Source organism: Streptomyces sp. BK340 (genome assembly GCF_007827595.1).
In the GTDB taxonomy this organism is placed as follows: Bacteria; Actinomycetota; Actinomycetes; order Streptomycetales; family Streptomycetaceae; genus Streptomyces.
Window position 1 is genome coordinate 51,754 of record NZ_VISR01000029.1, and the last position, 22,433, is coordinate 74,186.

General features: G+C 71.7%; 19 protein-coding genes. 3 read left to right on the forward strand and 16 right to left on the reverse strand.

Annotated features, from left to right (window positions below):
* Positions 1–16 precede the first annotated feature (16 nt).
* The 11 genes from FB157_RS37195 to FB157_RS47695 all read right to left on the reverse strand — a co-directional run bounded on the left by FB157_RS37195 (position 17) and on the right by FB157_RS47695 (position 12,020).
* Entirely contained in the window at positions 17–1,252 is a 1,236-nt protein-coding gene (locus FB157_RS37195; RefSeq protein ID WP_145885145.1) for a PP2C family protein-serine/threonine phosphatase, read from the reverse strand.
* Positions 1,253–1,262: 10 nt separating this feature from the next.
* Positions 1,263–1,772, reverse strand: a complete 510-nt coding sequence (locus tag FB157_RS37200) for an ATP-binding protein (RefSeq protein ID WP_145885146.1) — start codon at positions 1,770–1,772, stop codon at positions 1,263–1,265.
* A 12-nt stretch (positions 1,773–1,784) separates the two neighbouring features.
* Positions 1,785–2,096, reverse strand: a complete 312-nt coding sequence (locus tag FB157_RS37205; protein WP_145885147.1) for an STAS domain-containing protein — start codon at positions 2,094–2,096, stop codon at positions 1,785–1,787.
* A gap of 66 nt (positions 2,097–2,162) precedes the next feature.
* A complete protein-coding gene (gene glgX, locus FB157_RS37210; RefSeq protein WP_145885148.1) occupies positions 2,163–4,307 on the reverse strand; it encodes a glycogen debranching protein GlgX in 2,145 nt (714 codons plus the stop codon).
* Entirely contained in the window at positions 4,304–4,645 is a 342-nt protein-coding gene (locus FB157_RS37215; RefSeq protein ID WP_145885149.1) for an STAS domain-containing protein, read from the reverse strand. The genes glgX and FB157_RS37215 overlap by 4 nt, the downstream gene beginning before the upstream one ends.
* Positions 4,642–6,480, reverse strand: coding sequence for an AGE family epimerase/isomerase (locus FB157_RS37220; RefSeq protein ID WP_145885150.1), 1,839 nt, complete (start codon positions 6,478–6,480; stop codon positions 4,642–4,644). The genes FB157_RS37215 and FB157_RS37220 overlap by 4 nt, the downstream gene beginning before the upstream one ends.
* Positions 6,481–6,625: 145 nt before the next feature.
* Positions 6,626–8,074 (reverse strand): maltokinase N-terminal cap-like domain-containing protein, encoded by a 1,449-nt coding sequence (locus FB157_RS37225; protein WP_145885151.1) that lies wholly within the window; start codon positions 8,072–8,074, stop codon positions 6,626–6,628.
* Positions 8,075–8,261: 187 nt separating this feature from the next.
* A complete protein-coding gene (locus FB157_RS37230) occupies positions 8,262–9,539 on the reverse strand; it encodes a transposase (protein ID WP_145885152.1) in 1,278 nt (425 codons plus the stop codon).
* A 192-nt stretch (positions 9,540–9,731) separates the two neighbouring features.
* Complete coding sequence (locus FB157_RS37235; protein ID WP_145885153.1) at positions 9,732–10,427, reverse strand: SDR family oxidoreductase; 696 nt, start codon at positions 10,425–10,427, stop codon at positions 9,732–9,734.
* Positions 10,428–10,473: 46 nt separating this feature from the next.
* Positions 10,474–11,817 carry an NDP-sugar synthase gene (locus tag FB157_RS37240; protein ID WP_261386779.1) on the reverse strand — a complete coding sequence of 448 codons (1,344 nt, stop codon included), beginning with the start codon at positions 11,815–11,817 and terminating at the stop codon, positions 10,474–10,476.
* Positions 11,818–11,864: 47 nt separating this feature from the next.
* Positions 11,865–12,020, reverse strand: a complete 156-nt coding sequence (locus FB157_RS47695) for a hypothetical protein (protein WP_186581861.1) — start codon at positions 12,018–12,020, stop codon at positions 11,865–11,867.
* A gap of 268 nt (positions 12,021–12,288) precedes the next feature.
* Here FB157_RS47695 and FB157_RS37245 point away from each other — a divergent pair, with 268 nt between their 5' ends.
* Positions 12,289–13,134, forward strand: a complete 846-nt coding sequence (locus FB157_RS37245; RefSeq protein WP_261386780.1) for a helix-turn-helix transcriptional regulator — start codon at positions 12,289–12,291, stop codon at positions 13,132–13,134.
* A gap of 146 nt (positions 13,135–13,280) precedes the next feature.
* Here the strand turns inward: FB157_RS37245 and FB157_RS37250 are convergent, their stop codons facing one another.
* Both FB157_RS37250 and FB157_RS37255 read right to left on the reverse strand, forming a co-directional pair.
* Positions 13,281–14,084: a transketolase gene (locus tag FB157_RS37250; RefSeq protein WP_145885156.1), complete on the reverse strand. Its 804-nt coding sequence runs from the start codon at positions 14,082–14,084 to the stop codon at positions 13,281–13,283.
* A gap of 207 nt (positions 14,085–14,291) precedes the next feature.
* Positions 14,292–15,047: a methyltransferase domain-containing protein gene (locus FB157_RS37255; RefSeq protein WP_145885157.1), complete on the reverse strand. Its 756-nt coding sequence runs from the start codon at positions 15,045–15,047 to the stop codon at positions 14,292–14,294.
* A gap of 303 nt (positions 15,048–15,350) precedes the next feature.
* Between FB157_RS37255 and FB157_RS37260 the strand changes: the two genes are divergently transcribed.
* Positions 15,351–17,270, forward strand: coding sequence for a helix-turn-helix domain-containing protein (locus FB157_RS37260; RefSeq protein WP_145885158.1), 1,920 nt, complete (start codon positions 15,351–15,353; stop codon positions 17,268–17,270).
* 84 nt (positions 17,271–17,354) lie between these two features.
* Here FB157_RS37260 and FB157_RS37265 read toward each other — a convergent pair whose 3' ends face one another.
* The 3 genes from FB157_RS37265 to FB157_RS37275 form a co-directional block, all read right to left on the reverse strand.
* Positions 17,355–19,547 carry a DEAD/DEAH box helicase gene (locus tag FB157_RS37265; protein WP_145885159.1) on the reverse strand — a complete coding sequence of 731 codons (2,193 nt, stop codon included), beginning with the start codon at positions 19,545–19,547 and terminating at the stop codon, positions 17,355–17,357.
* Between the two features lie 215 nt (positions 19,548–19,762).
* Complete coding sequence (locus FB157_RS37270) at positions 19,763–20,269, reverse strand: hypothetical protein (protein WP_145885160.1); 507 nt, start codon at positions 20,267–20,269, stop codon at positions 19,763–19,765.
* A 98-nt stretch (positions 20,270–20,367) separates the two neighbouring features.
* A complete protein-coding gene (locus FB157_RS37275; protein ID WP_145885161.1) occupies positions 20,368–20,718 on the reverse strand; it encodes a metallopeptidase family protein in 351 nt (116 codons plus the stop codon).
* Positions 20,719–20,812: 94 nt separating this feature from the next.
* Between FB157_RS37275 and FB157_RS37280 the strand changes: the two genes are divergently transcribed.
* Positions 20,813–22,381, forward strand: coding sequence for a metallophosphoesterase (locus tag FB157_RS37280; RefSeq protein ID WP_145885162.1), 1,569 nt, complete (start codon positions 20,813–20,815; stop codon positions 22,379–22,381).
* Positions 22,382–22,433: the final 52 nt, after the last annotated feature.

A 22,433-nucleotide genomic window follows, 5' to 3' on the forward strand; every position in this document is an offset into this window, starting at 1 on the left:
TCCACCCGGGATTGAGTCAGGAGGCGCGTCGGTGCACGGCCATCATGGTGATGTCGTCCGACTGCTCGGCGGGGCCGACGAACTCGTTGAGCACACCGTCCATGTGGTCGAGGAGTTCCTCGCCGCGCACCGCCGCCTCGGTCAGCTGCTTGAGCATCAGGTCGTTCCCGAAGAACCGTCCTGTCCCGGAGCGCGCCTCGGTGACCCCGTCCGTGTAGATGAAGAGGGTGTCGCCCGGGCTGATCTGCGCGTAGCCCAGCGAGAAGGTGACGTCGGGGATGACGCCGACGGCCGGCCCGGTGGGGTCCAGGAGCACCGGCTCGGATCCGTCGGCACTGACCAGGACCGGCGGGTTGTGGCCGCCGTTGATGTAGACGAGGTTGCCGGTGACCGGGTCGAGGACACCGAAGAACAGGGTGGCGAAGTAGCCCTGTCTGATGTGGTTGCGGGTCAGGTAGTTGTTGGTGCCCACCACCGCGTTCAGCAGCGGGGTGGCTCCCACGACGGGGATCGCGCGGGTCTGCTCCTCCCAGACGGTGGACTCGTTCAGCACGTCGGCGGCGATCAGGTTCTGCAGCCCGCTCTGCTCGGCGGTGTGCCGCAGCAGGCTGCGGATCAGCGCCATGAACAGGGCGGCGCCCACGCCCTTGTCGCAGACGTCGGCCACCACGAGAGCCAGCCGGCGCCGGTTGACCAGTTCGAAGACGTCGTAGAAGTCCCCGGCGACGGTGCGGGCGGGCCGGAAGCGGATGTCGATCTCCCAGCCGTCGGGGCTGGGCAGGGCGTCCGGCAGGAACCCGAGCTGGATCTCCCGGCCGATCTCCAGCTCCCTCTCGTAGCTGAGCAGTTCGGCGTGGGCGGCCACGTCCTCCAGGGTGCGGCTGAACTCGGCGCGCTCATGGCAGTTGCGCAGCCGGGCGCGGACCAGCTCGGGATGGAACGGCGGTACGAGGTAGTCGGAGCCGGCCTGGACGTGCCCGCCGAGCAGGTGCAGATCGTGGTCGGCGAACGCCACGACGGTCGGCTGCCGCCCCTCGTCGTCCAGCCGCCGTACGACCGCTCTCACCGTGGCCGGTGCGAGCCGGGCGGAGACGAGCAGCACCTCGGTCTCGCCCAGCTCGCCCGGCGCCAGCGCGAGCGCCTCGCCCGGGGTACGGCGGCGGACCTCGAACCGCAGCGCTTCCAGCGTGGCCAGCAACTCGGCCGGGGCCCGGCGGTGTTCGTCAAGGAGCAGCACCTTCGTGTGTGACATCTCGTCTCATCTATCCGTGGTGGTCGCGGTGGATCGTCAGCACGCTGACGTTGCGCCCCGCCACCAGCTCGTAGTCGAAGCGGTCCACCGCCGTCAGCGCCAGGAAGACCCCGAGTCCGCCGACGGCGCGCCGGGCCAGCGGTACCTCCAGATCGGGCGCCTTCATGCCGCCGCGGGGATCGAAGGGCGGGGCGTCGTCGGAGAAACGCACCCACACCCGTTCCGGGGTGACCCCGCCGTCCACGCAGATGTCGCCCGGTGCCCCGCAGTAGCCGTGCATGACGATGTTGGTCGCCAGCTCGTCGGCGGCCAGCCGCAACCGGTAGGTCTCGCTGCTGGTCAGCCGGCCCGACCGCCCGAGTTCGAGGACGAACCGGGCGACCAGGTCCAGGGATTCGAGGTCGGCCGCGATCCTCAGCCCCGCCGTGGTCCCGGCGAGCGGCTGACCGGCGCAGCCCGCCTCGCACCACTTCTGTCCGGCGGTGGGTCCGGCCGAGGCGGCTCCGGAGTCGATCGCCATCTTGCGCCCCTCTCAGGCGTCGATCAGCTCGATGCTGTGGTCGAAGCCCGCCAGCCGGATGGTCCGGCTCACCGGCTCCGTGGCCCCGATCACGGCGATGCGCACCTCGTCGCCCATCTTCTGGCGGGCGAAGACCAGGGAGCGCAGACCCGCGCTGGCCAGGAAGTCGAGGTGTCGGGCGTCTATCTCCAGCCGCACCGCGCCCTGCTCGGCGGCCCGGTCGACCAGGTCGTGGAAGCGGGGCGCGGTGGACGCGTCGAGTTCGCCCTTGATCTCGATGGTCGCGGTGCCCTCGGTCACACTCAGCGTTCCGTCGAACGACATGAACAGCTCTCCTTCTGTGAGGCCTCCGTCTCGAGGCATGCGTCTGCGAGGCGTGCGTGCGGCGGGTCAGCCGGTGCGCCGGTCGCGGCCGACGAGGATCACCAGCGCGTGCGGGCCGAGGTGGTAGCGGCCGGGATGGTGCAGCTCGGGCTCGCCGCCGACCTCGGCGAGGCCGTGCGGGGCGGCGAGAGAGGTGTCGGCGAACAGATGCCACGCCTGTCCCTCGGGCAGGCCGGGCAGCTCCAGGTCGTGCGACTCCCAGTGGGCGTTGACCGCGATGTAGACGTGGTCGTCGGCGACGGTGCCGCCCTTGGCGTGCCGGCCGCACCGCATCAGCCCGAGCACCCTGCTGTGCGTGGACCAGTCCGGGTGCCAGGCGCGTACCCCGTGCCAGCTGATGTCGGGGTAACCACTGCCGACCCGGTCGGAGCCGACCGGATGGTCGGCGGAACGCAGGACCGGGTGGGCGTGCCGGAAGGCGATCAGGCGCCGGGAGAACTCCAGCAGTTCGGCGTTGGCCTCGACGAGCCCCCAGTCGAACCAGGAGAGCTCGTTGTCCTGGCAGTAGCCGTTGTTGTTGCCGAGCTGGGTGCGCCCGACCTCGTCCCCGGCCAGGACCATCGGAACGCCCTGGCTGGTGAGGAGGATGCCCAGCAGGTTCTTCATCTGGCGCGTCCTGAGGTCCCGGACGTGCGCCGAGGCGCTGGGCCCCTCCTCGCCGCAGTTCCAGCTGTGGTTGTCGTTGCCGCCGTCGCGGTTGTCCTCCCCGTTGGCCTCGTTGTGCTTGTCGTTGTACGACACCAGGTCGTTGAGGGTGAATCCGTCGTGCGCGGTGACGAAGTTGACCGACGCCGAGGCGGTGCGGCCCCGGTACAGGTCGGGGGAACCGGCCATCCGGGTGGCCAGCTCGCCGACCAGGCCCGGCTCGCCCTTGACGAAGCGGCGCACGGTGTCCCGGTACTGGCCGTTCCACTCCGACCAGCGGCCGTAGTTCGGGAACGCGCCCACCTGGTAGAGGCCGGCCGCGTCCCAGGCCTCGGCGATCAGCTTGGTGTGGCGCAGGATCGGGTCGTGGGCCAGCTGCTCCAGCAGGGGCGGATTGGGCAGCGGGGTGCCGTCGGGCGCCCGGTCGAGGATGGCCGCGAGATCGAAGCGGAAGCCGTCGATGTGGTACTCGGCCACCCAGTAGCGCAGACAGGACAGCACGAAGTCGCGCACCACGGGGTGGTTGCAGTTGACGGTGTTGCCGGTCCCGCTGAAGTTGTAGTACTCGCCCCGCGGCGTGAGCATGTAGTACGTGGCGTTGTCCAGGCCGCGGAACGAGATGGTCGGGCCGTGCTCGTTGCCCTCGGCGGTGTGGTTGAACACCACGTCGAGCATGACCTCGATGCCGGCCCGGTGCAGCTCCCTGACGAGGGTCTTGAACTCGTCGGCCTGCATCCCGAACCGGCCCGTGGCCGCGTACCCGGCCTTGGGCGCGAAGAACGAGACGGTGTTGTAGCCCCAGTAGTTGTGGAGCCGTCCGCCGGTGGCCGGGTCGGTGCGCGGGTTGTCCAGCTCGTCGAACTCGAACACCGGCAGCAGCTCGACGCAGTTGACGCCGAGGTCCGTCAGATAGGGGATCTTCTCCCGCAGACCGGCGTAGGTGCCCGGGGCGCTCACCCCGGACGAGGGGTGGCGGGTGAAGCCGCGGACGTGGGTCTCGTAGACGACCAGGTCCTCGGTGGGGATGTTGAGCGGAGTGTCGTCGCCCCAGTCGAAGTCGTCGTCGAGCACCTTCGCGCGGTAGGGGTAGACGTCGTGCCAGTCCGGCTCCCGCCCCCACACGTCCCGGCCGGAGACCAGCCGGGCGTAGGGGTCGCTGAGCACCTTGCCCGGGTCGAACCGGTCGCCGGCCGCCGGGTCGAAGGGGCCGTCGGCGCGGAAGCCGTACTCCAGGTTCTCCGCGTCCAGGTCGAAGACCGTCATCGCGTACACGCTGCCGATGCGGAACTCCGGCGGGAACTCCAGTTCGGCGACGGGCCCGCGGGCGCCCCGCTCGAAGAGGACCAGCCGCATCGCGGTGGCCCGGTCGGAGTAGACCGAGAAGTTGATTCCCCCCGGTACCGGATGGGCGCCGTACGGGAAGGGCCGTCCGGCCCGGACCCGGTAGCCGCCGATCCGGCGGGTGGGGAACGCGTCGACGCGCTCACGTGTCTCCTGGACGGTCATCGGCCCGTGTGTTCCCGTGCGGCGTCCAGGTCTTCCTCGATCTGGAAGAAGTCCAGGAACCCGGTGGCGGACATCACGAACCGGACCTCCTCCGACAGGCCCACCAGGATCACCGCGGTCTGCAGCTGCTGGGCCCTGCGGTGCACGATCAGCAGGGTGCGCAGGCCCGCGCTGGAGACGTAGCTGACCCCGCTGAGGTCGATCAGCAGCCGGCTGCCCTGCCCGACGAACGGCAGCAGCTGGGCCTGGAGCCCGCCGGACGTGGTGGAGTTGATCTCTCCTTCGAGGACGACGACCGCGGTGTCGCCCTCGGTGCGGGAGCTGAGTTTGACGGTCATGCCGCCACCTCCGTCCGGGCCACCGGGGCCAGCCGGACCTTCACCTTGACCCGCCCGGACGTCTCGGGCAGGTGCACGAGCAGGCCCTCGGCGTCGAAGGCGCTGTGCGGCTCGCCGTCGATCTCGACGGACTCGATGCGTACGGATCCGCGCGGCAGCAGGTCCGGCGCCACACGCAGCACCCGGCCCTCGATCAGCGCGGGGTCGGGCTTGAACCAGAAGTCCATGGCGCTGCCCCCCAGCAGCAGGTTGTTGTAGACGGCCGCGAGGTAGCACAGCTCTGCCGAGTGGTACATCGACATCGAGTGGCTGCCCTTGAGCCGCTCGACCCCGAGCAGATACGGCAGCCCGTTCGCGAGCACGTTGAAGTAGACGGCGCCCTCGTCGTGGTCGAGGAAGAAGGCGTTGTAGAAGGCCTGGGCGTCCCGGGCCTCGCCCTGGAAGTCCGCGCGCTCCGTGATGCCGTGCAGGATGAGGTAGGCGAGGATCGCCTGCTCCTGCTGCCACCACGCCTTGCGGTCGTGCCAGGTGAACCGGTGCCGGTCCTCGCCGGCCACCCGGATCCGCTCCACCACGTCGTACCAGCCGCCGCGCTGCCGGTCCGCGCCCCACTCGGGCATGGTCTCGCCGAGGGCGGTGGCCAGCTCCAGATAGCTCTGCTTGGGACGCAGCGAGTGCATCCGCAGCAGGTTCCAGGCGATCTTGAGGTTGTGGCCGACGACCGCGCGGTTCTGCTGCCAGCCGTGCGTGGTGTCGTGGGACCAGTCCTTGTGGAACCGTTCCTGCACGAAGGGGCTGTGCTCGGGGTCGGGGAAGCGGCCGACGATGGTGTCGAAGGTGTACTCCAGCATGTCGGCGTAGGTCTTCTCACCGGTGGCCAGGTACAGGTTGATCAGATAGGCCGGTGCGTGGTCGCCGACGGAGTTCCAGTTCTTGCGGGCCCGGTTGGGGCCGAGCGACTCGTGCTCCGGACTGAGCAGGATCGGGTCGATGTGCGAGAAGTAGCCGCCGTGCTCCGGGTCCAGGTAGAACCGGTCGAAGAGCCGGATGGTGGCGTCCGCGTCGGCCTTGATGCGCGGGTCGCCGGTGATCCGGTAGGTCTGGATCGGGCCGGCCAGCGCGTAGATCTGCTCGTAGGCGGGCAGCGCGTCGTAGTCGTCGGAGAACTCCGAGGTGAACAGCTTGGTCTCGATGTCGCCGTCGACCTTGAGGCCGTGGTACCAGTACACGACGTTCTCGTCGGCGTCCACGAACCGCATGTGCTCGCGCAGGTACTCGGTGCCCCGCTCGGCGATCTCCAGGTACTCGTCGTCGCCGGTCAGCAGGAACGCGGAGGCCATGCCGTAGACCAGCCGGGAGATGGTGTCCGTCTCCTGGACGTGGCTCGCGGTCTTGTCACCGCTGAGCCGGATCTCGGTGCGGTAGCGCGAGAAGTCGACCGGCCCGTCGCCGAACTGGGCCCTGCGGTAGAAGCCGGCTATCTCACGGATCTGCCGGATCCACCAGCCGGCCTCCTCGAACCGGTGGTCGTCCGTCTGCCGGCCGGTGAAGATCAGCCGCTTGGCCTCGAACCGCAGCCCGTCCGCCTGCGGGTAGAAGATGCCGTACGCCAGGACGTAGCGGCCCTCCTCCAGCAGTGAGTCGATGTGGCCGGAGGCGTCCTGGTAGGGCTCCCCGAGGTTGTGCAGCAGCTCCGCGCCGGGCCCGCCGTCCAGCGAGACGTCGAAGTGGCGGCCGTCCGCGGTGACGAGGGTGAAGACGCGCGCCTCGCGGTCGAATCCGGCCACCCGGCCCGCGATGGTGTCGGAGAACGTGAAGTTGACGGTGTCGGACATGGTCACACCCTTCGCATTATGATTTTGAATTCGTCCGGGACTGATGAACCATCGAATCTCCCGTTCTTGACATTTCGCGAACGTGTCACATCTTCAGCGGGCCCGTATCTCACCGACAAAGAGCGGTCGCGGACTTCCTGAACTTTCAATTCTGCTGCTGGATTTCTTCGGTCAGCCGGCGGACGGCGAGCAGCGGGATGGGCAGCCATTCGGGCCGGTTGTGGGCCTCGTACACCGCCTCGTAGACGGCCTTGTCCGCCTCGAAGGAACGCACCAGCAGCGGGTCGCGGCGCGGGTCCTGGCCGCCCCCCGCGGCATAACCGGCGCAGTACGCCTGCCGGTTGTGCACCGCCCAGGCCGTGGCCCGGCGGGCCAGCCGGGCCGCGTGCGGGTCGTCGGGCGGTGTCTCGGCCGGCGGGCGGTCCAGCACCTCGGTCAGGGCGTGGTGGGCCGCGTAGTCGAAGGAGCGCAGCATCGCGGCGACATCGCGCAGGGCCGGCTGCGGCCGGCGGCGTTCCTGCGGCGAGTGTCCGGGTTCGCCCTCGAAGTCGATGAGCACCCAGCCCTGTTCGGTGCGCAGCACCTGTCCCAGGTGCAGATCGCCGTGGATCCGCTGGACCAGCGGCGCCCGGCCGCCCAGGACGCTGGTGCGCAGCTCCTCGTGCAGCTCCCACAACCCGGCCGCGTACGGGGACAGCTGGGGCACGGACCGCAGTCCCTCCGCCAGACGCTCGCCCAGCAGGTCGAGCAGGGCCGCGCTCTCCGGCCCGGTGAGCGGCCGGCTGCCGAGCTGCTCGGCGAGGGCGGTGTGCACCCGGGCGGTGGCCAGGCCCAGCGCGTACGACTCCTCGGCGAAGCCGCCGAGCGGCGCCTCGGTGCCGCGCCCGGCCGCCAGGCACGCGCGGGCCTGGCCGGTGGCCGCCGCCCAGCCGTCCCCGCGCGAGCGCACGAACTCCTGCACGATGCCGAGCGTGAAGGCGCCCACCGGGGACTCGCCCGTGGTGCGCACCTGGGCCAGCGGCGCCGCGCTCGGCACCGAGCCGGCCCGCTGCAGCGCGCCGAGCAGCTCCAGCTCCGGGCTGGTCCCGGGCACGGGCCGGCGCAGCACCTTGAACATCGCCCGGTCGGCGAAGGCCACCGAGGTGTTGGACTGCTCCGCCGTGCTCGCCACTCCGGGCACCCCGAAGGGCAGCTCGCTGCCGGGCAGACGCTCGAAGCGCACCGGCCCCTGCTCGTCGGCGCCGAAGCGCTCCAGCAGCCTGGTCATCAACTCCGGTTCCTGCGTGGCCTCGTACAGCGTCAGGGCCGGCCCGCCAGGTGCGGTCGTGCGGCCGATCACCGCCTCGGACGGCACCGGGGCGGGCCCCCGGCGCATCCCGATCAACGCCTGGTACGGGCCGTCGGCGCCGGTGTCGAACACCGCGACCAGGAGCGCCGGATCGCCCGGCAGCACCCGCTCCAGGAGCCGGGTGGTGACGGCCGGAGTCCCGGTGTCCTTGCCCGCGAACCAGCGCCGGCCGGGCAGCCAGGCCTCGAGCAGCCCGTCCAGCGCCGCACGCACCCGCTCCAGCTCCGTGTCCACAAGAACGCTCATCCGCCCCACACCCCCGCCCACACCCGCATCCCCACCGGCAACGGCCGGCCCCCGGTACGCACACCCACGGTTCGGCATCCACGCGGCAACCATCCGGTTCCGGCACCCACACCCACGAACCGGCACCCGCCCGGCAACCGGCCGCTTCCGGCAGGCGCCCGCTTCCATCCCGCGTCCACAGGAACGCTCATGCGGCCCGCACCCCCACCCGCTCGTGCGGCACCGGCATCCGCACCGGCGGCGGCCAGGACTCGGCGCCCGGTGCCGTGGACAGGACCGTGGCCGCGTGGGCCAGCGACACCATCGTCATGTGGTGGTGCCAGCCGCGGAACGAACGGCCCTCGAAGTCCCGGATGCCGAGCCCCTCGCTGACCCCCGTCAGATCGCGTGTGACCCGGCCCGCGAGCATGGCGGTGCGGTAGACCGTGCCGAGCTGGGACTGCGGCAGGTTCGACAGCCAGTACTCGCTGGGGGTGCGCCGCCCCGGATCCCGCCAGGCGCCGACCAGGATGAGTTCCTGCTGGTCGGCGGGGACCGGCCGGGGGGCATCGGGGCCCGTCCGGCGCAGCAGGACCCGGGCGGCGCCGACGGACGTCGCCCGCAGGGCGTCCGCCTCGTGGTCGTACCACTCCACCGGCAGGCACTGCCGGCTCAGCTCCGGGACCAGGGCGAGCGGCGAACCGGGCGGGCACGGCGTGCCCGTGGCCTCGGACACCGGCTCCGGCAGTCCCGGGCGCGGCGCGGGCCGCAGCGCCCGCAGCGCCAGTCCGCGGGCCGCGGGGTCGATCCGGACGACGAAGGGCATACGGCGCTCCAGCAGCACCGAGCAGATGCCGTACGTGTCGCTCTCCCGCAGGTCCATCACCACCGGCCGGTGCGGCAGACCCCAGTCCCCGGCCATCGCGGACACGGCTTCCACCGCGCACTGCTCGGGCGGGCAGGAGCCGACGTCCTCCGGGATGCAGGCCCGGCGCCGCAGCGCCGCCTCGCCCGCCCAGCTCTCCGGCAGGGCGAGCCGCCAGTCCACCGGACACGAAGCCCGGTCGGCGGCCAGCCACACCCCGATCGCCTGCTGGCAGTTGACGACCCGTCCGAACTCCGAGACCCACCGCCGCTCCACGCCCACGGAGTGCTGCCCCACCTTGGCGATCACCAGGGGCTGGACCACCCAGGCGCGCGGCTCCAGCCGCAGCAGCAGGTCCGCCAGCTCCCGGCGGACCGGTTCGGCGGCCCACGGGGACTTGGTGATGAACTGGTAGAGGCTCTGCTCCACTCCGCCGCCGGCGCCGTCGGCGATCGCCCGCATCGTCTTCCTGCCGGAAACCGAAAGCAGGCCTCTCACATAAAGCTCGCCCCAACGCCTCTGGTCACTGCGCGGAATTGATCTGAACGTGCGGGAAATGATCTCGGAGACCACGTTCTCGGAAATCTCGGCGGACTCCACGACTTGACGTTCGCCGGGCATGACTCAGCCCTCTCTGGAATACGTGAGGTTCTTCGCCCGGGGCCGGCGCCGCGGACGCGGTGTGCGTCCGCCGGGGCGCCGGCCCCGGCAGGGGCCCGCCGGCCGGGGGAAGCCGACGGGTGTGGGACGGGGCGGGCGGTCGGGGGTGGGCCCGCCACGTCGTCCGTACGGCCCGCAGCCGGGGCCGTGGCGCTACGGGCGCAGGGCCGGCAGGGGGTCCGGGGTCAGCCTGCGGAACAGCGGATCCCAGTCGGTGGGCGCCGCGCCCGGCTCGTTGTAGACCTCGAACGTGCGGCCCGCGGCCGCCGCGGAGCCGAGCGCCCGGACACAGGCCTCGGCCACCGAGGCGCGTGAGACCCAGCCGTCGCCGCGGTCGTCCTGCTCCAGCCGGACACCCGCGCCCGCGCTGCCGTCGTCGGTCAGCCAGCCGGGCCGCACCACCGTGTAGGCGAAACCCGAGTCCCGTACCGCGTCCTCGCCGCGCAGCCGCCAGTCCAGCAGCCGCCCGTAGGCGTTCATCGGGTGCTCGCGCCGGGTCACGAAGATCTGGCTCACCAGTACGAACCGGGGCCGCAGCGCGGACTCCGCGGCCGCCGCCAGCACGTTGCGCACTCCGCTGCAGACCGTGGTCTCCGGGCTGTCGGGACCGGAGTCGGCGGTACCCGGCTCCACGCTGAACACCACGGCGGCACAACCGTGCAGCGCGGGCCCCAGCGTGTCCGCGTACCGTACGTCCGCCTGCCGCAGCTCGGTGCCGGGCGGCGGGGTCGCTCCTCGCTCCGGGTGCCGGCTCACCACGCGGACCCGCTCGCCCGCCTCGGCCAGTCTCCTGGTCACGAGGGAGCCGAGCCGTCCCGCTCCGCCGATCACCGCTACGGGGCCGTGCATGTGCATGATTCCCCCTATGTGTTGAGGCCTGTCGTCCCCGGCCGGGTCACACCCAGCGCAGGACGTCGTCGGCGCTCGTCAGCTCGGTCGCGGCGGGCACGCCGGTCAGCGTGGGCACCCTCAGCCGCGGATAGACGGTGACCCCGCGGAACCGGGACCCGGGACGCAGCACGGCCCCGTCGCCGATCGCTGTGTGCCCTTCGAGCCGGGTGGGCCGGCCACGCTCCGAATGGATCACCGCCATCGGTCCGACGTAGGACTCCGAGAGGTCGGCGTGGGCGCCGATCACCGCGGACTCGCCCACGGCGGAGCGGACGAGCGTGCTGCCCTCACGGATCTCGGCCCCGTCGCCGACGTCCGTGTGCTCCAGCCGCACGCCCGGCCCGATCTCGACGTCGTGACCGATGCGCACGCCGGGGCCGATCAGCACCGACCCCTCCTCGATCTTCTGGGCGAGGGTCGTGCCGGTCAGGTCGTCCTTCGTCAGCAGGCTGCTCTCGTGGATCCAGCCCTGCGCTCCGGCCTGCCCGGACCGCGCCATGAGCCGGTTCATCTGCTCGTACGCGCCGTCGAGCACGAGCCGCAGCGTGTGCAGATAGTCCTGTACGTTGCCCAGGTCGCCGAGCCTGCCGATGGCATGGGTGGCGACCGGGTGGTCGTGTCCGGCCAGCCAGGGCAGCAGGTCCCCGCCCCAGTCGAGCCTTTGGTGGGACTGCCGGAACAGCTCCGGCTCCCGGGCCAGCAGCCGCAGCCGGCCGCAGTCCACCAGGTACATCCCGGCGTTGGTGGGCAGTGTCGCCCGCTCGTCCGCGACCGCTTCCGGGAACAGCTCGCGCAGCCGGGCGGCGGCCGGCTTCTCGACGAAGCCCGTCACCAGCCCCCGTGCGTCGGTGCGCATCACCCCGTACTTGCCGGCGATCTCCCGCGCCGTCCGTTCCACCGCGGCCACCGTCACCACGGCGCCGCGCGCCTCGTGCGTGGCCCGAAGCTCCCGCAGGTCGAAGTCGAAGAGCGAGTCGACCGGCAGCACCAGGGCCTGGCCCTGCAGGTCCCACTGTTCGAGGTTGTGGAGCGTGGCTCCGGCCGAGCCCACGTTGTAGCGGTCGAGGCGCGAGCGGGAGTACCTGACGTCCACTCCGTGCCGCTCGCCGTGGCCCAGCAGCAGCTTGATCTGGTTACGGTTCTCCAGACCGTGGGCGACCACGTAGAAGCGGCGGATGCCCTGGTCCCGGCAGGCTTCGACGACCCATTCGATGAGTCGCCTTCCGACGAACGGAATAAGAGCCTTGCTGCGAATGTAGTCGGACGACTCGAGAGTGATGGGCTTCGCCCGCTCGCCCCTGCCGCCCGCGAGAATGATTCCTACGGTCTCCGGATTCCGACGAGGCACGTTCGCTTTCCCCCTATGAGTTCGTCGGACGTCCCCCGAGCCTTCGGTCAGCCCCATTCCGGGTCGTGATCGGGGATGTTGGCCGTCTGGACGACCGGCTTGCCGTGCAGGGCCTGCTCGGCCGACTGGGCGCCGAGTCCGAGGAGGAGCATGAGGGCGAATATCGCGCTGAATCGCTTGGCGGTCGTTCCCATGGAATTCATGTGGATTCCCTCCCAGATGGCTGATAGGCGCTGTCGCCTCCGCCGCAAGAAGCATGCCGCAGCCAGCAGCCGGATTTCTTCGCTTGGTAGCCTCGTGATCGCGCATTGCGCATTTCTGAAGGGGGAACGAATGTGCAGGAAGTCGGACAATCTCTCCCATACCAATGTGATCAGGCTCTGCGACGAAGGTCTGGCCCGTTACCGGGAAGCGCTCTCAAAAGGTCCGATTGATGGCGATGTACCGGACTGCCTCGTCGAGTTGGGTCTCATGCGACCCTTGGCCGAAAACCCGCTGATCATGGGCGTGGTGCCGCCCGACATCGCGGTGAGCGAGTTCTGCCGCCCCATCGAGCGCGCCATTCTCGTCCAGCAGCAGGCCGTGGCGGCCGTCCGCGAGGCACTGAGCGCTGCCGAGGACGTCTACCGCGAGGAACAGGGCACCGCCTCCGCCGACATCCGTCTGCTGCACGGCGAGGACGTCATCAGCGCGGCGCTGCAGAAGTCGGCCGACGCCTGCCGCACGGAACTCCTGACCGCCCAGCCCGGCGGCGGCCGGGCCACCGCACTCCTCAGCAAGGCACTGCGCCGCACCCTGGAACTGTCCGAACGGGACATCCGCCAGCGGACGCTCTACCAGCACTCGGTGCGCACCCATGGCCCCACGCTCGCCTACATCGAGCAGGTCACCGCGGTCGGCGTCGAGGTACGCACCCTCAACGAACTCTTCGACCGCCTGATCATCTTCGACCGCAGGACGGCCTTCATCCCCGACCCGCGGCACGACCTCAGGACCACGGCCCTGACCGTCGAACACCCGGCGATCGTCCACTACTTGGCGACCGTCTTCGACCACGCCTGGCAGCGGGCGGAACCCCTCAGCATCACCCAGGAGCAGGCGCGCCCCCCGCTGATGACCGACGAGACCCGGCGCACCGTCCTGCGCCTCATGATCGAGGGCCACACCGACGCGGCGATAGCCAAGCGCCTGGGCATCAGCGCCCGCACCGTCTCCACCCACATAGGCCGAGCGTCGGAGGCGCTCAACAGCAAGAGCAGGGCCCAACTGGCCTACGCCCTGGCCCAGTCCCGCCTCCTGGAGGACGTGGACGGCTGACCGCCCCCCTCACCGCCCCCACATGCATCCGCGGCCGCCGACGCCCGCTCCGCCCCACGGGGGGGACCCGCACCCGACGACGAAGGCCGCACGGGTGGTGCGGGTGGGCACACACATGGGGGCGGAAGGCGAAGCCGAGGCACCCGCTACGCCGCGGCAGCGGCCAGCACCTGCTCCACGTCCGCGCGCCCGGCCCGCAGCGGCGCCGGCACGCCCAGCACCGCGTCCCCCGGCAACCGCGACCGCAGCGCCTCCAGCACCGGCTCCAGCAGCCGGGGCGCCGCGGTCACCACCGACTTCCCCGTCCACGTGGCGAGTTCCACGGCCGCGGCGGACAGCCGGACATCGTCCAGGTAGACGAGGTGTGCGTGCCCGAGTCCGGGCGCGGCCGCACGCGCGGCGAGCGCCAGCCGGGTGCCGTCCTCACCGACGGAGATCAACCGCGCCGTGGCCGGCGAGGGCTCGCTCGGTTCCCAGGACAGATCGGTCCCCGGCCCCTCCCCGAGCACCAGACAGTGCGGCAGCGGGGACCGCGCGGCGTGCCGCACCACCGCCCGTGTCTCCTCCTCCCCGCAGGGCATCGCGAGCGGTACACCGGACATCCGCCACACTTCGTCGTACCCGTCGGGAAAGCCCTCGGGCGACATCACCACGGTCGCCCCGGCCTCCAGGCAGTCGCGCCACAACGACCGGGGCGCCACCGCCCGCCCCTCCGCCGGGCCCGGCGTGACCGCCACGAACGGCTTGAACCCGGCCGCCCGCAGGCCCGTCACCATCTGGGTCAGCACCGTGCCCACGTTCGGCAGCGAGAAGAAGCGGTCCGGGTGGGCCGCCTCGAACGGATGATCCTTCTTGCGGGCCCGCGTCTCCAGACAGACCACCCGGCGGTCCCGCCCGGCGACCTCGGTGAGTTCACTGCGAAAGGCGTCCCGCCCGGACAGGGTCACCACGGCACCACTTTCCCCCGTCGTCGGACCCCGGCGATCGCTCCCCGCTCCACCGTGCCCGCGTCCAACTGCTCCCTGAGCGACCGGCACCGGGGCGGAAGAACCCCACCCCCGCGGTCACGGGGCCGCCCTCCCGCGCGGCACCGGCACCCGCCCCGGCGGCCGGCAGGCCAACCGCTGAGCCGGTCCGGATCGCGCGCTCGGCGGTCATCACCCGGACATCCGGCCCGGTCGGTCGCGACCGTCACCGCTGTCCGCGACGCGGATCTCCAGCAGCAGGTGCTCGACGGCGTCGGCGCCGTACTCCTGCTCCACCAGCTCCACGGACCGCACCACGTGCAGCTCCCGGCCCAACTCCCGGGCCATCTCGTACAGTTCCCCGCGGACACCGCGGCTGCTGAAGTGCAGCAGCGCCCGGCCGCCCGGGGCGAGCATCCGCGGGGCCTCGGCCAGATAGCGCCGGTGCGTGCGGTAGCCCGGATCGACATAGGCCCGCTCGTGCATGGACCGGTAGGTGTAGTCCTCGGGCGCGCGTACGTAGTTGGAACTCCAGAAGACCATGTCGAAACGTTCCTGCTGAAGCGCGGAGAAGAGATCGCTCCGCACGGCCCGCACCCGGTCCCCCACTCCGTGCCGCACGGCGTTGAGCGCCGCGTTCTCGACCGCCCGGGGGTTCACGTCGGCGGCGACCACCCGCTCGCACCCGGCGAGCGCGCTGCGCACGGCGGCGACCCCGGTCCCGCAGCCGATCTCCAGGAACGAGCCCGACCGGTCGCCCGGACCCGCCTCGGCGAGTCCCAGCAGATCGAGCGCCACCGCGGTCGACGGCGAGAAGACCGGAGCAAACACTTCGTCAAGAAGATTCCATCGCAAGCCCAACAGCTCGAACTCGGCCGGCCGGTCCGGACGCGTCAGCGACAACCTGCTGCGCTCCAGCGACCGTACGAAACTCTGCGTTCCCGACATGTCCCTGCCCCCCCGCCGGACGCTCCGTGACCGCGGCGCCGTTCCCTTCCCGGCACGCTGTCAGGGCTTATTGTCGGGTTACCGAACACGACGGGGGAATGTGCAGCGATAACCGCTGCACACCGGCCGGGCGGTGCTCCGGTCACCGTGCGGCAGGCTCTGGCATGTGGTTTCGGCCAAAGGTCGCCTCAAGGGTACTGGTTCAAGCCATCGTTGACGCCTGTCGTGCACGCAATCTAGGTTCGCGAAGGCTCGGCAGAGCCACGCGCCGCAGGCGCCGCAGATCAACTGGGGGTGAGGTCTATGCGGCACACGGACGACTTCGTACAGGACGAACTACTCAGACTTCTCGAACTGCTCGCCACCGAGGCTCCGCCCCACCGCTTCGAACCGCCCCCCGACTCCGGCGAACCGGTGCCGGCCGCGTCCCTGGCCCTCCTCGACCGCGCGCGGTCCCTGGCCCTGGACATCCACGGCCTGTTCGCCCGCCGCCAGCAGCGCGAGGCCGCCCTCGCGGCACTCGTGGACACCGCACGGGAACTGACCCTCCCCTACGAGGTCGACGCGCTGCTGCAGGTGATCACCCGCCGGGCCCGGCTGCTCCTCAACTTCGACATGTCGTGGATCACCCTCAGGGACCCCGTCGACGGCCGCTCCTACGTACGCATATCCGACGGCCACGCCTCCACCATGACCCCGGGGTTCGTGGTCCCTGCCCAGGGCGGCGTCGGCAACGCGGCGTTCGACCGCTCCGCGCCCTTCTGGACCGCCGACTACCTCACCGACGACCGCTTCCCGCACTCCACGCCGACCGACGAGGTGGTCACCGCGGAAGGCCTGCACGGTCTGATGGCGGTGCCCCTGAAGGAGGGCAGCGACACCTTCGGCGCTCTCTACGGCGCCGACCGCTCGGTGCGCCACCTCACGCCCGACGAGATCACGCTGATGTCCTCGCTGGGCGACCTCGCCTCGCTGGCCATCAAGAAGGCCCGGCTGCTCGCCCACACCCGGTCCGAGCTCAGCGAACTGGAACTCGACGTGTCCCGCGCGCTGGACTCCTCCACCACGGAGCGTCTGGTCAGCGGCGTCCACACCCGGCTCATCGACATGGTGCTGAGCGGCCACGGACTGAACGAGGTGGCTGCCCGCGCCGCGGCCGAACTCGGCGGAGCCCTGATGGTGCGCGACGCCACCGGCCGGACCCTCGCGGTCACCGAGGGCTTCCCGGACTTCGACGAGGCGGAACTCTTCCAGCGGACCCTGGACGCCCATACCGAACTCGCCCCGATCCGCTCGGCGGACGGCCTGTGGCTGTGTCCGGCCACCGCGGGCCGCGAGGTGCTCGGCACCCTGATCCTGGCCGCGGACGGCCCAGCCATCGACTACCAGCTCCGGCTGCTGCGGGCCACGGCCCAGTCCACCGCGGTCCTGCTGCGCATCCAGACCGGTGTCGAGACGTCCCCCGACGGGGGCCGCAGCCGGCTGCTCCAGGACCTGATCGGCGACTCGCCCCGCGCGCCCGAACAGCTCGCGGTGCACGCCCGGCGCCTCGGCGTCGCCCTCGACGACCCGCACGTGGTGCTGATCGCGCGGCCGGACGGCGGGGCGAGCGGCCGGGCCCTGGTCTGGGCCTCGTCGTACGCCCACCGCATGGCGGGACTGCAGACCATCGTGGACGACTGCCTGGTGCTGCTCGTCCCCGGTACGGACTCGGGGGACGCGGGGCGGGCGGTCACCGCCGAGCTGTCCACGGTGACCGGCCGCCGGGTGACGGTCGGCTCGGCCGGGCCGGTCGCGCATCCGGGTTCGGTCCACGGCACCTACCAGGAGGCCAGGCGCTGTCTGGAGGCGCTGACCGCACTCGGCACCGACGGGGGCAGCGCCTCGGCACAGGAACTGGGCTTCCTCGGGCTGCTGCTCGCGGACAGCCCCGACATCACGGCCTTCGTACAGACCACGATCGGCCCGGTGATCACCTACGACAGTCGGCACTGCACGGATCTGGTCCACACCCTGGAAGCCTGGTTCGCGTCCGGCGGCAGCCCCCGCCGGGCCGCCGAGGCCCTCCATGTGCACCCCAACACCGTCTCCCGGCGCCTGGAACGGATCACCGATCTGCTGGGCTCCACCTGGCAGGAACCCATGCGGGCGCTGGAGGTGCAGCTCGCCCTGCGGCTGCAGCGCACCCGGCACGCGATCCGCTCCCCCCTGTCCACCTGCTGACAGCGAAACGGCTGCGGGCCCCGGATGTCCCGGGGCCCGCAGCCGTGTTCGGTCACCGGCGAGGGTGCCGGTCACTCATGTTCGTCAGCCGTTGCGCTTCCAGCGCGGCTTGTCGTCGCGGCGGCCGAAGGAGCCGGTGCCGCCGCGGTGGTCGTCACGACGGCCGTAGGGGCGGTCGTGACCGGCGGTGGGGGTCCCCCCGCTCGAGGGACGTCGAGAGTGGGGGAGGAAGCCCGGGCGGTCGTCACGACGCTCACGGTTGAACGGACGGTCGCTGCCCCGGTGCCCGGCAGTACCGCGCTCGTCCCGGCGGAAGCCGCCGCGGTCGTCACGACGCTCGAAGGAGCGGCCGCCACGGTCGCCGTCGAAGGGACGACGCTCGTCACGGCGCTCGAAAGAACGACCGCCACGGTCACCACGGTCGTCACGACGCTCGAAGCCACGGCCACCGCGGTCGTCACGGCGCTCGAAACCCCGCTCGCCACGGTCACGGTCGAACGGCCGGCGCTCGTCACGGCGCTCGAAGGAACGACCACCACGGTCACCACGGTCGTCACGACGCTCGAAGCCACGCTCGCCACGGTCACGGTCGAAGGGGCGACGCTCGTCACGGTCACGGCGGAAGCCACCGCGGTCACCACGGTCGTCACGGCGCTCGAAACCCCGCTCGCCGCGCTCGCCACGGTCCCGGTCGAAGGAACGGCGCTCCCGGCGCTCGTACGGCGCCGAACCCGCCGGACGCTCCTCGCGCTCGGTCTTGCGCTCCGCCGGCTCCTGGGCCACGGCCGCCTCGACCACGGCCTCGGCCGCGGCCGCCTGGGCCTCGGCCACCGCGGTCTCCGGGTCCTCGCCGCGCTCGCGGGCGACGCGGGCGACCAGCCGGTCGGCCTCCTCGCGCAGCTCGGTGGCCCGGCGCTGGGCGCGCTCCAGCTGCTTGGTGAGCTGGGCGACATCGCGCTCGGCCTGCTGGGCGGCGTTGCCCGCCGACTCGGCCTGGACCTCGGTCATGGAGCGGGCGCCGGTGATCTCGGCGACCTCCGGGTCGAAGGCGCCGGCGCCCTGGATGATGTGGCGCGCGGCGTCGACGCCGGCGTCCTCCATCAGGCGGAAGATCTGGCGGCGCTGGTGCGGCAGGGACAGCGAGACGACCGTGCCCGTACGACCGGCACGCGCGGTACGGCCCGCACGGTGCAGGTAGTCCTTGTGGTCGCCGGCCGGGTCCACGTTCAGGACCAGGTCGATGCCGTCGACGTGGATACCGCGCGCGGCGACGTCGGTCGCGACGAGCACGTTGACGTAGCCGTCCTTGAAGTCGGCCAGCGTCCGGGTGCGGGCGCCCTGGGTCATGCCGCCGTGGAGTGCGTCGGCCTTCGCGCCGGCCTCGCGCAGCTGCTCGGCGACGCGGTCGGCGCCCAGCTGGGTGCGGACGAAGATGATCGTGCGGCCCTTGCGGGAGGCGATCGCGGCGGTGACCGGTGCCTTGTCCTTGGGCTTCACGATGAGGATGTGGTGCGACATGGTCGTCACCGCGCCCTGGGCCGCGTCCACCTCGTGGGAGACGGGGTTGTTCAGGTAGCGGTCGACGAGCGTCTGGATCTCGTTCTCCATGGTCGCGGAGAACAGCATCCGCTGGCCGCCGGCCGGGACCTGGTCGAGCAGCTCGGTGACCTCGGGCAGGAAGCCCAGGTCGGACATCTGGTCGGCCTCGTCCAGGACCGAGATCTGCACGTCCTCGAGGGAGCAGGCGCCGCGGTTGATGATGTCGCGGAGGCGGCCGGGCGTGGCGACGAGGATGTCGACGCCGCGCTCCAGGGCGTAGATCTGGTTGCCCATGGACGTACCGCCGCAGACGACCTTCATCTTCAGGCCGAGGACGTCGCCGTAGGGCTGCAGGGCGTCGGCCACCTGCATGGCCAGCTCGCGGGTCGGCGTGAGGATGACGGCACGCGGCCGCTTCTTCTCGGTGCGGCCGCCGGCCAGCGTGGCCAGGGTCGGCAGGCCGAAGGAGAGGGTCTTGCCGGAGCCGGTGCGGCCACGGCCGAGGATGTCCTTGCGGGCCAGGGCGTCCGGGATGGTCGCGGCCTGGATCGGGAAGGGGGTGGTGACGCCGTTCTGTGCGAGCTTGCGCACGATGCCCTCGGGGAGGCCGAGGTCGGCAAAGGTGATCTGGGGGGTGGTGTCAGCGGCCTCGACGGCCTCGGTGACCTCGGTCGTCACGTCCACGAGCTCGTTGTCGTTCTCGGGCATGACGATCTGATCAGTACTGGACACGGACATGCGAATGCGAAACCTTCCGGAGTCTCTTCGGCACGCGCCCGTCAACTCCGTGAATCGCTCACGACCGCCTCAATGCGGTCCGCCACGGCAAGGGAGAGTACGCGCCACACGGCGCGCTCTGCAGTGGCGCCGGGCAAATGGGATCAAACGATCTACCACCATACGCACCCAACGCCCCCCGAGGCAAACCGACGCCAGGAGACGCTGGTCACGTCCTAGGCCGGAGTCCCCGCCTCGGGCGCCGGCTCCCGCTGGACCAGCTGGGGTCCCGTCTCCTCGTGGGCCGAGGAGGACGGCTCGGCCGACGGCGGCGGGGTCGAGGCGGGCGTCGGCTCCTCGGTGGGCGTCGGCTGCGGCTCGGCCGTCTGCGTGGGGGTCGGCTCGATCGTGTGCGCGGGGGCCGGATCCACGGTCTTCCCGGGCTGCGGCGGCGCCGCCGAGACGCTGCCCGGCACGGACGGCGTGACCGAGGGCGTGGCCGACTCCCCCCGCTTCTTCTTGCCCCCGTGCTCGTGCTTGCCGTCCCCGGAGCCGCCACCGCCGTGGCCGAGGCCGCCGCCGACGTCCACCGGACCCCCGTCGGGCGCTTCGCCGCCCCGCTGCCCCGCCGAGTGCGAGGGCCTGGCCCGGCCGGCGTCGTCACCCACGCTCACACAGCCGGCGGCGGCCGTGAGGGCCAGCACCGTGACGACCAGACGGACGGGTACGTACAAGGGGCGCACGGCGGCCACCTCCGGAGGCGAGGATGGGAGTCAACCTGACCAACTCCCGCCGCCCGCATGAGGACACGCGCCCCGCTCGCATCGGCGTGCCCCGCCGGTCACCCGTACCCGAGCGCGTGCAGCCGGGCGTCGTCGATGCCGAAGTGGTGGGCGATCTCGTGCACCACGGTGACCTCGGTCTCGGCGACGACGTCCGCACGGCTGTCGCACATCCGCAGCGTCGGCCCCCGGTAGACCGTGATCCGGTCCGGCAGCACCCCCGCGTACCACTCGCCCCGCTCGGTCAGCGGTGTCCCCTCGTACAGCCCGAGCAGCTCGGGATCGTCCGCGGGCGGTTCGTCCTCGACGAACACCGCGACGTTGTCCATCAGCCGCGTCAGCTCCGGCGGGATCCGGTCGAGCGCCTCGGCGACCAGCTCTTCGAACTCCTCGCGCGTCATCTCCAGCACACGGTCATTGTCCGGTACGGGAGGCCCGTACGAGGCAGGCGAACCGTCGTATATCCGCCGCATATCCCCGCCCGGCCGTGGGCATACGCCCCCAATGGCCAGTGCCCGAGCCGCCGTCGCAGCCCTCCGCACCCCGCGCACCCGTCGCGCCCGCAAAGCCGCCCCCGCCCTCCCGGCCCTGGAACTGGCGGCCCGCCCCAACCCCTGGCTGCGCGCCCTGGGCCTCACCACGGTGGTCCTGGTCGGCGCCTGGCTGGGCCTGCTGATCGTCGGGAACGTACGGGTCCCGGTCGGCCCGATGGACACGACGATGGCACTGCGCCCGTCCCTCACCGGCGGCACGAAGATCAACGTCTCCCCGCTGGGCGCGCTCACCCTGGACAGCCATGTCGCCCCGGTCCGCCTGGACGTCAACGTCGACCAGCTGGACCCGCTCCGCTCCCAGGCCCTCGTCGACCACCCCGAGCGGCTCTCCGGGCTCCAGGACGAGGTGGCCCGGGACGTCGAGCACGGCACGCTCGACCTGGCCGTACGCTCCTGCGTCGCCGTGGTCTCCGGCGCGACCGCCCTGGGCCTCGCCGTCTACCGCCACCCGCGCCGCGCCCTGACGGCCGGCGGCCTGGCACTGGCCCTCCTCGCCGCCTCCGGGGCGACCGCGTACGCCACCTGGAACCCCAAGTCCGTCCTGGAGCCCAAGTTCTCCGGCCTGCTCTCCTCCGCGCCCTCCCTGGTCGGCAACGCGCGCAGCATCGTCACCGAATTCGACGTCTACCAGAAGGAGCTGGCGCGCCTGGTGACGAACGTGACGAAGCTGTACGACGTCACGTCCACCCTCCCCGCCTATCAGCCCGACCCGGCCGGCCTGCGGGTCCTGCACGTCTCCGACATCCACCTGAACCCGGCGAGCTGGAAGATCATCGCCTCGCTCGTGGAGCAGTACAAGGTGAACGTGATCGTGGACTCGGGCGACACGATGGACCACGGCACCGCCGCGGAGAACGGCTTCCTGGACCCGGTCGCGGACCTGGGCGTGCCGTACGTCTGGGTCCGGGGCAACCACGACTCCAGGACCACCCAGCGCTACCTGCAGCACATGAGGAACGTGCACGTCCTGGACGACGGCCGGGCGCAGACGATCGCCGGCCTGCGGTTCGCGGGCATCGGCGACCCCCAGTTCACCCCCGACCGCTCGGTGTCGCCCGGCGGGGACGCGGCCGAGGTGCTGGCGGGCGACCGCCTGGCCGCTGCCCTGCGCGACCAGCGGGCGGCGGGCACCCCGGTCGACGTGGCGGTCGCGCACGAGCCGGCCGCCGCGCGCGAGACGGACGGCGCGGTCCCGCTGGTCCTGGCGGGCCACCTCCACCACGAGGGCACGGAGGTCATGAAGTACGGCACACGTCTGCGCATCGAGGGCTCGACCGGCGGCAGCGGCCTGCGTGCCGTGGAGCGCAAGTACCCCGACCCGATCGAGGCCTCGATCCTCTACTTCGACCGCGGCACCCGCCGCCTCCAGGCCTGGGACGAGATCAGGCTGGGCGGCCTGGGCCTGACGACGGCCGAGGTCAGCCGCCACCTGCCCGAGGAAGTGTTTGATCAGCGGCTCCACCACGAGCCCCCGGGCACGAAACCGTCCCCGGCCACGCCGTCGCCATCGGGGTCGTAAAACCGTTTTGGCGATCCTCCCCGCCATCCCATATGCTTCTCACGTCCCCGAC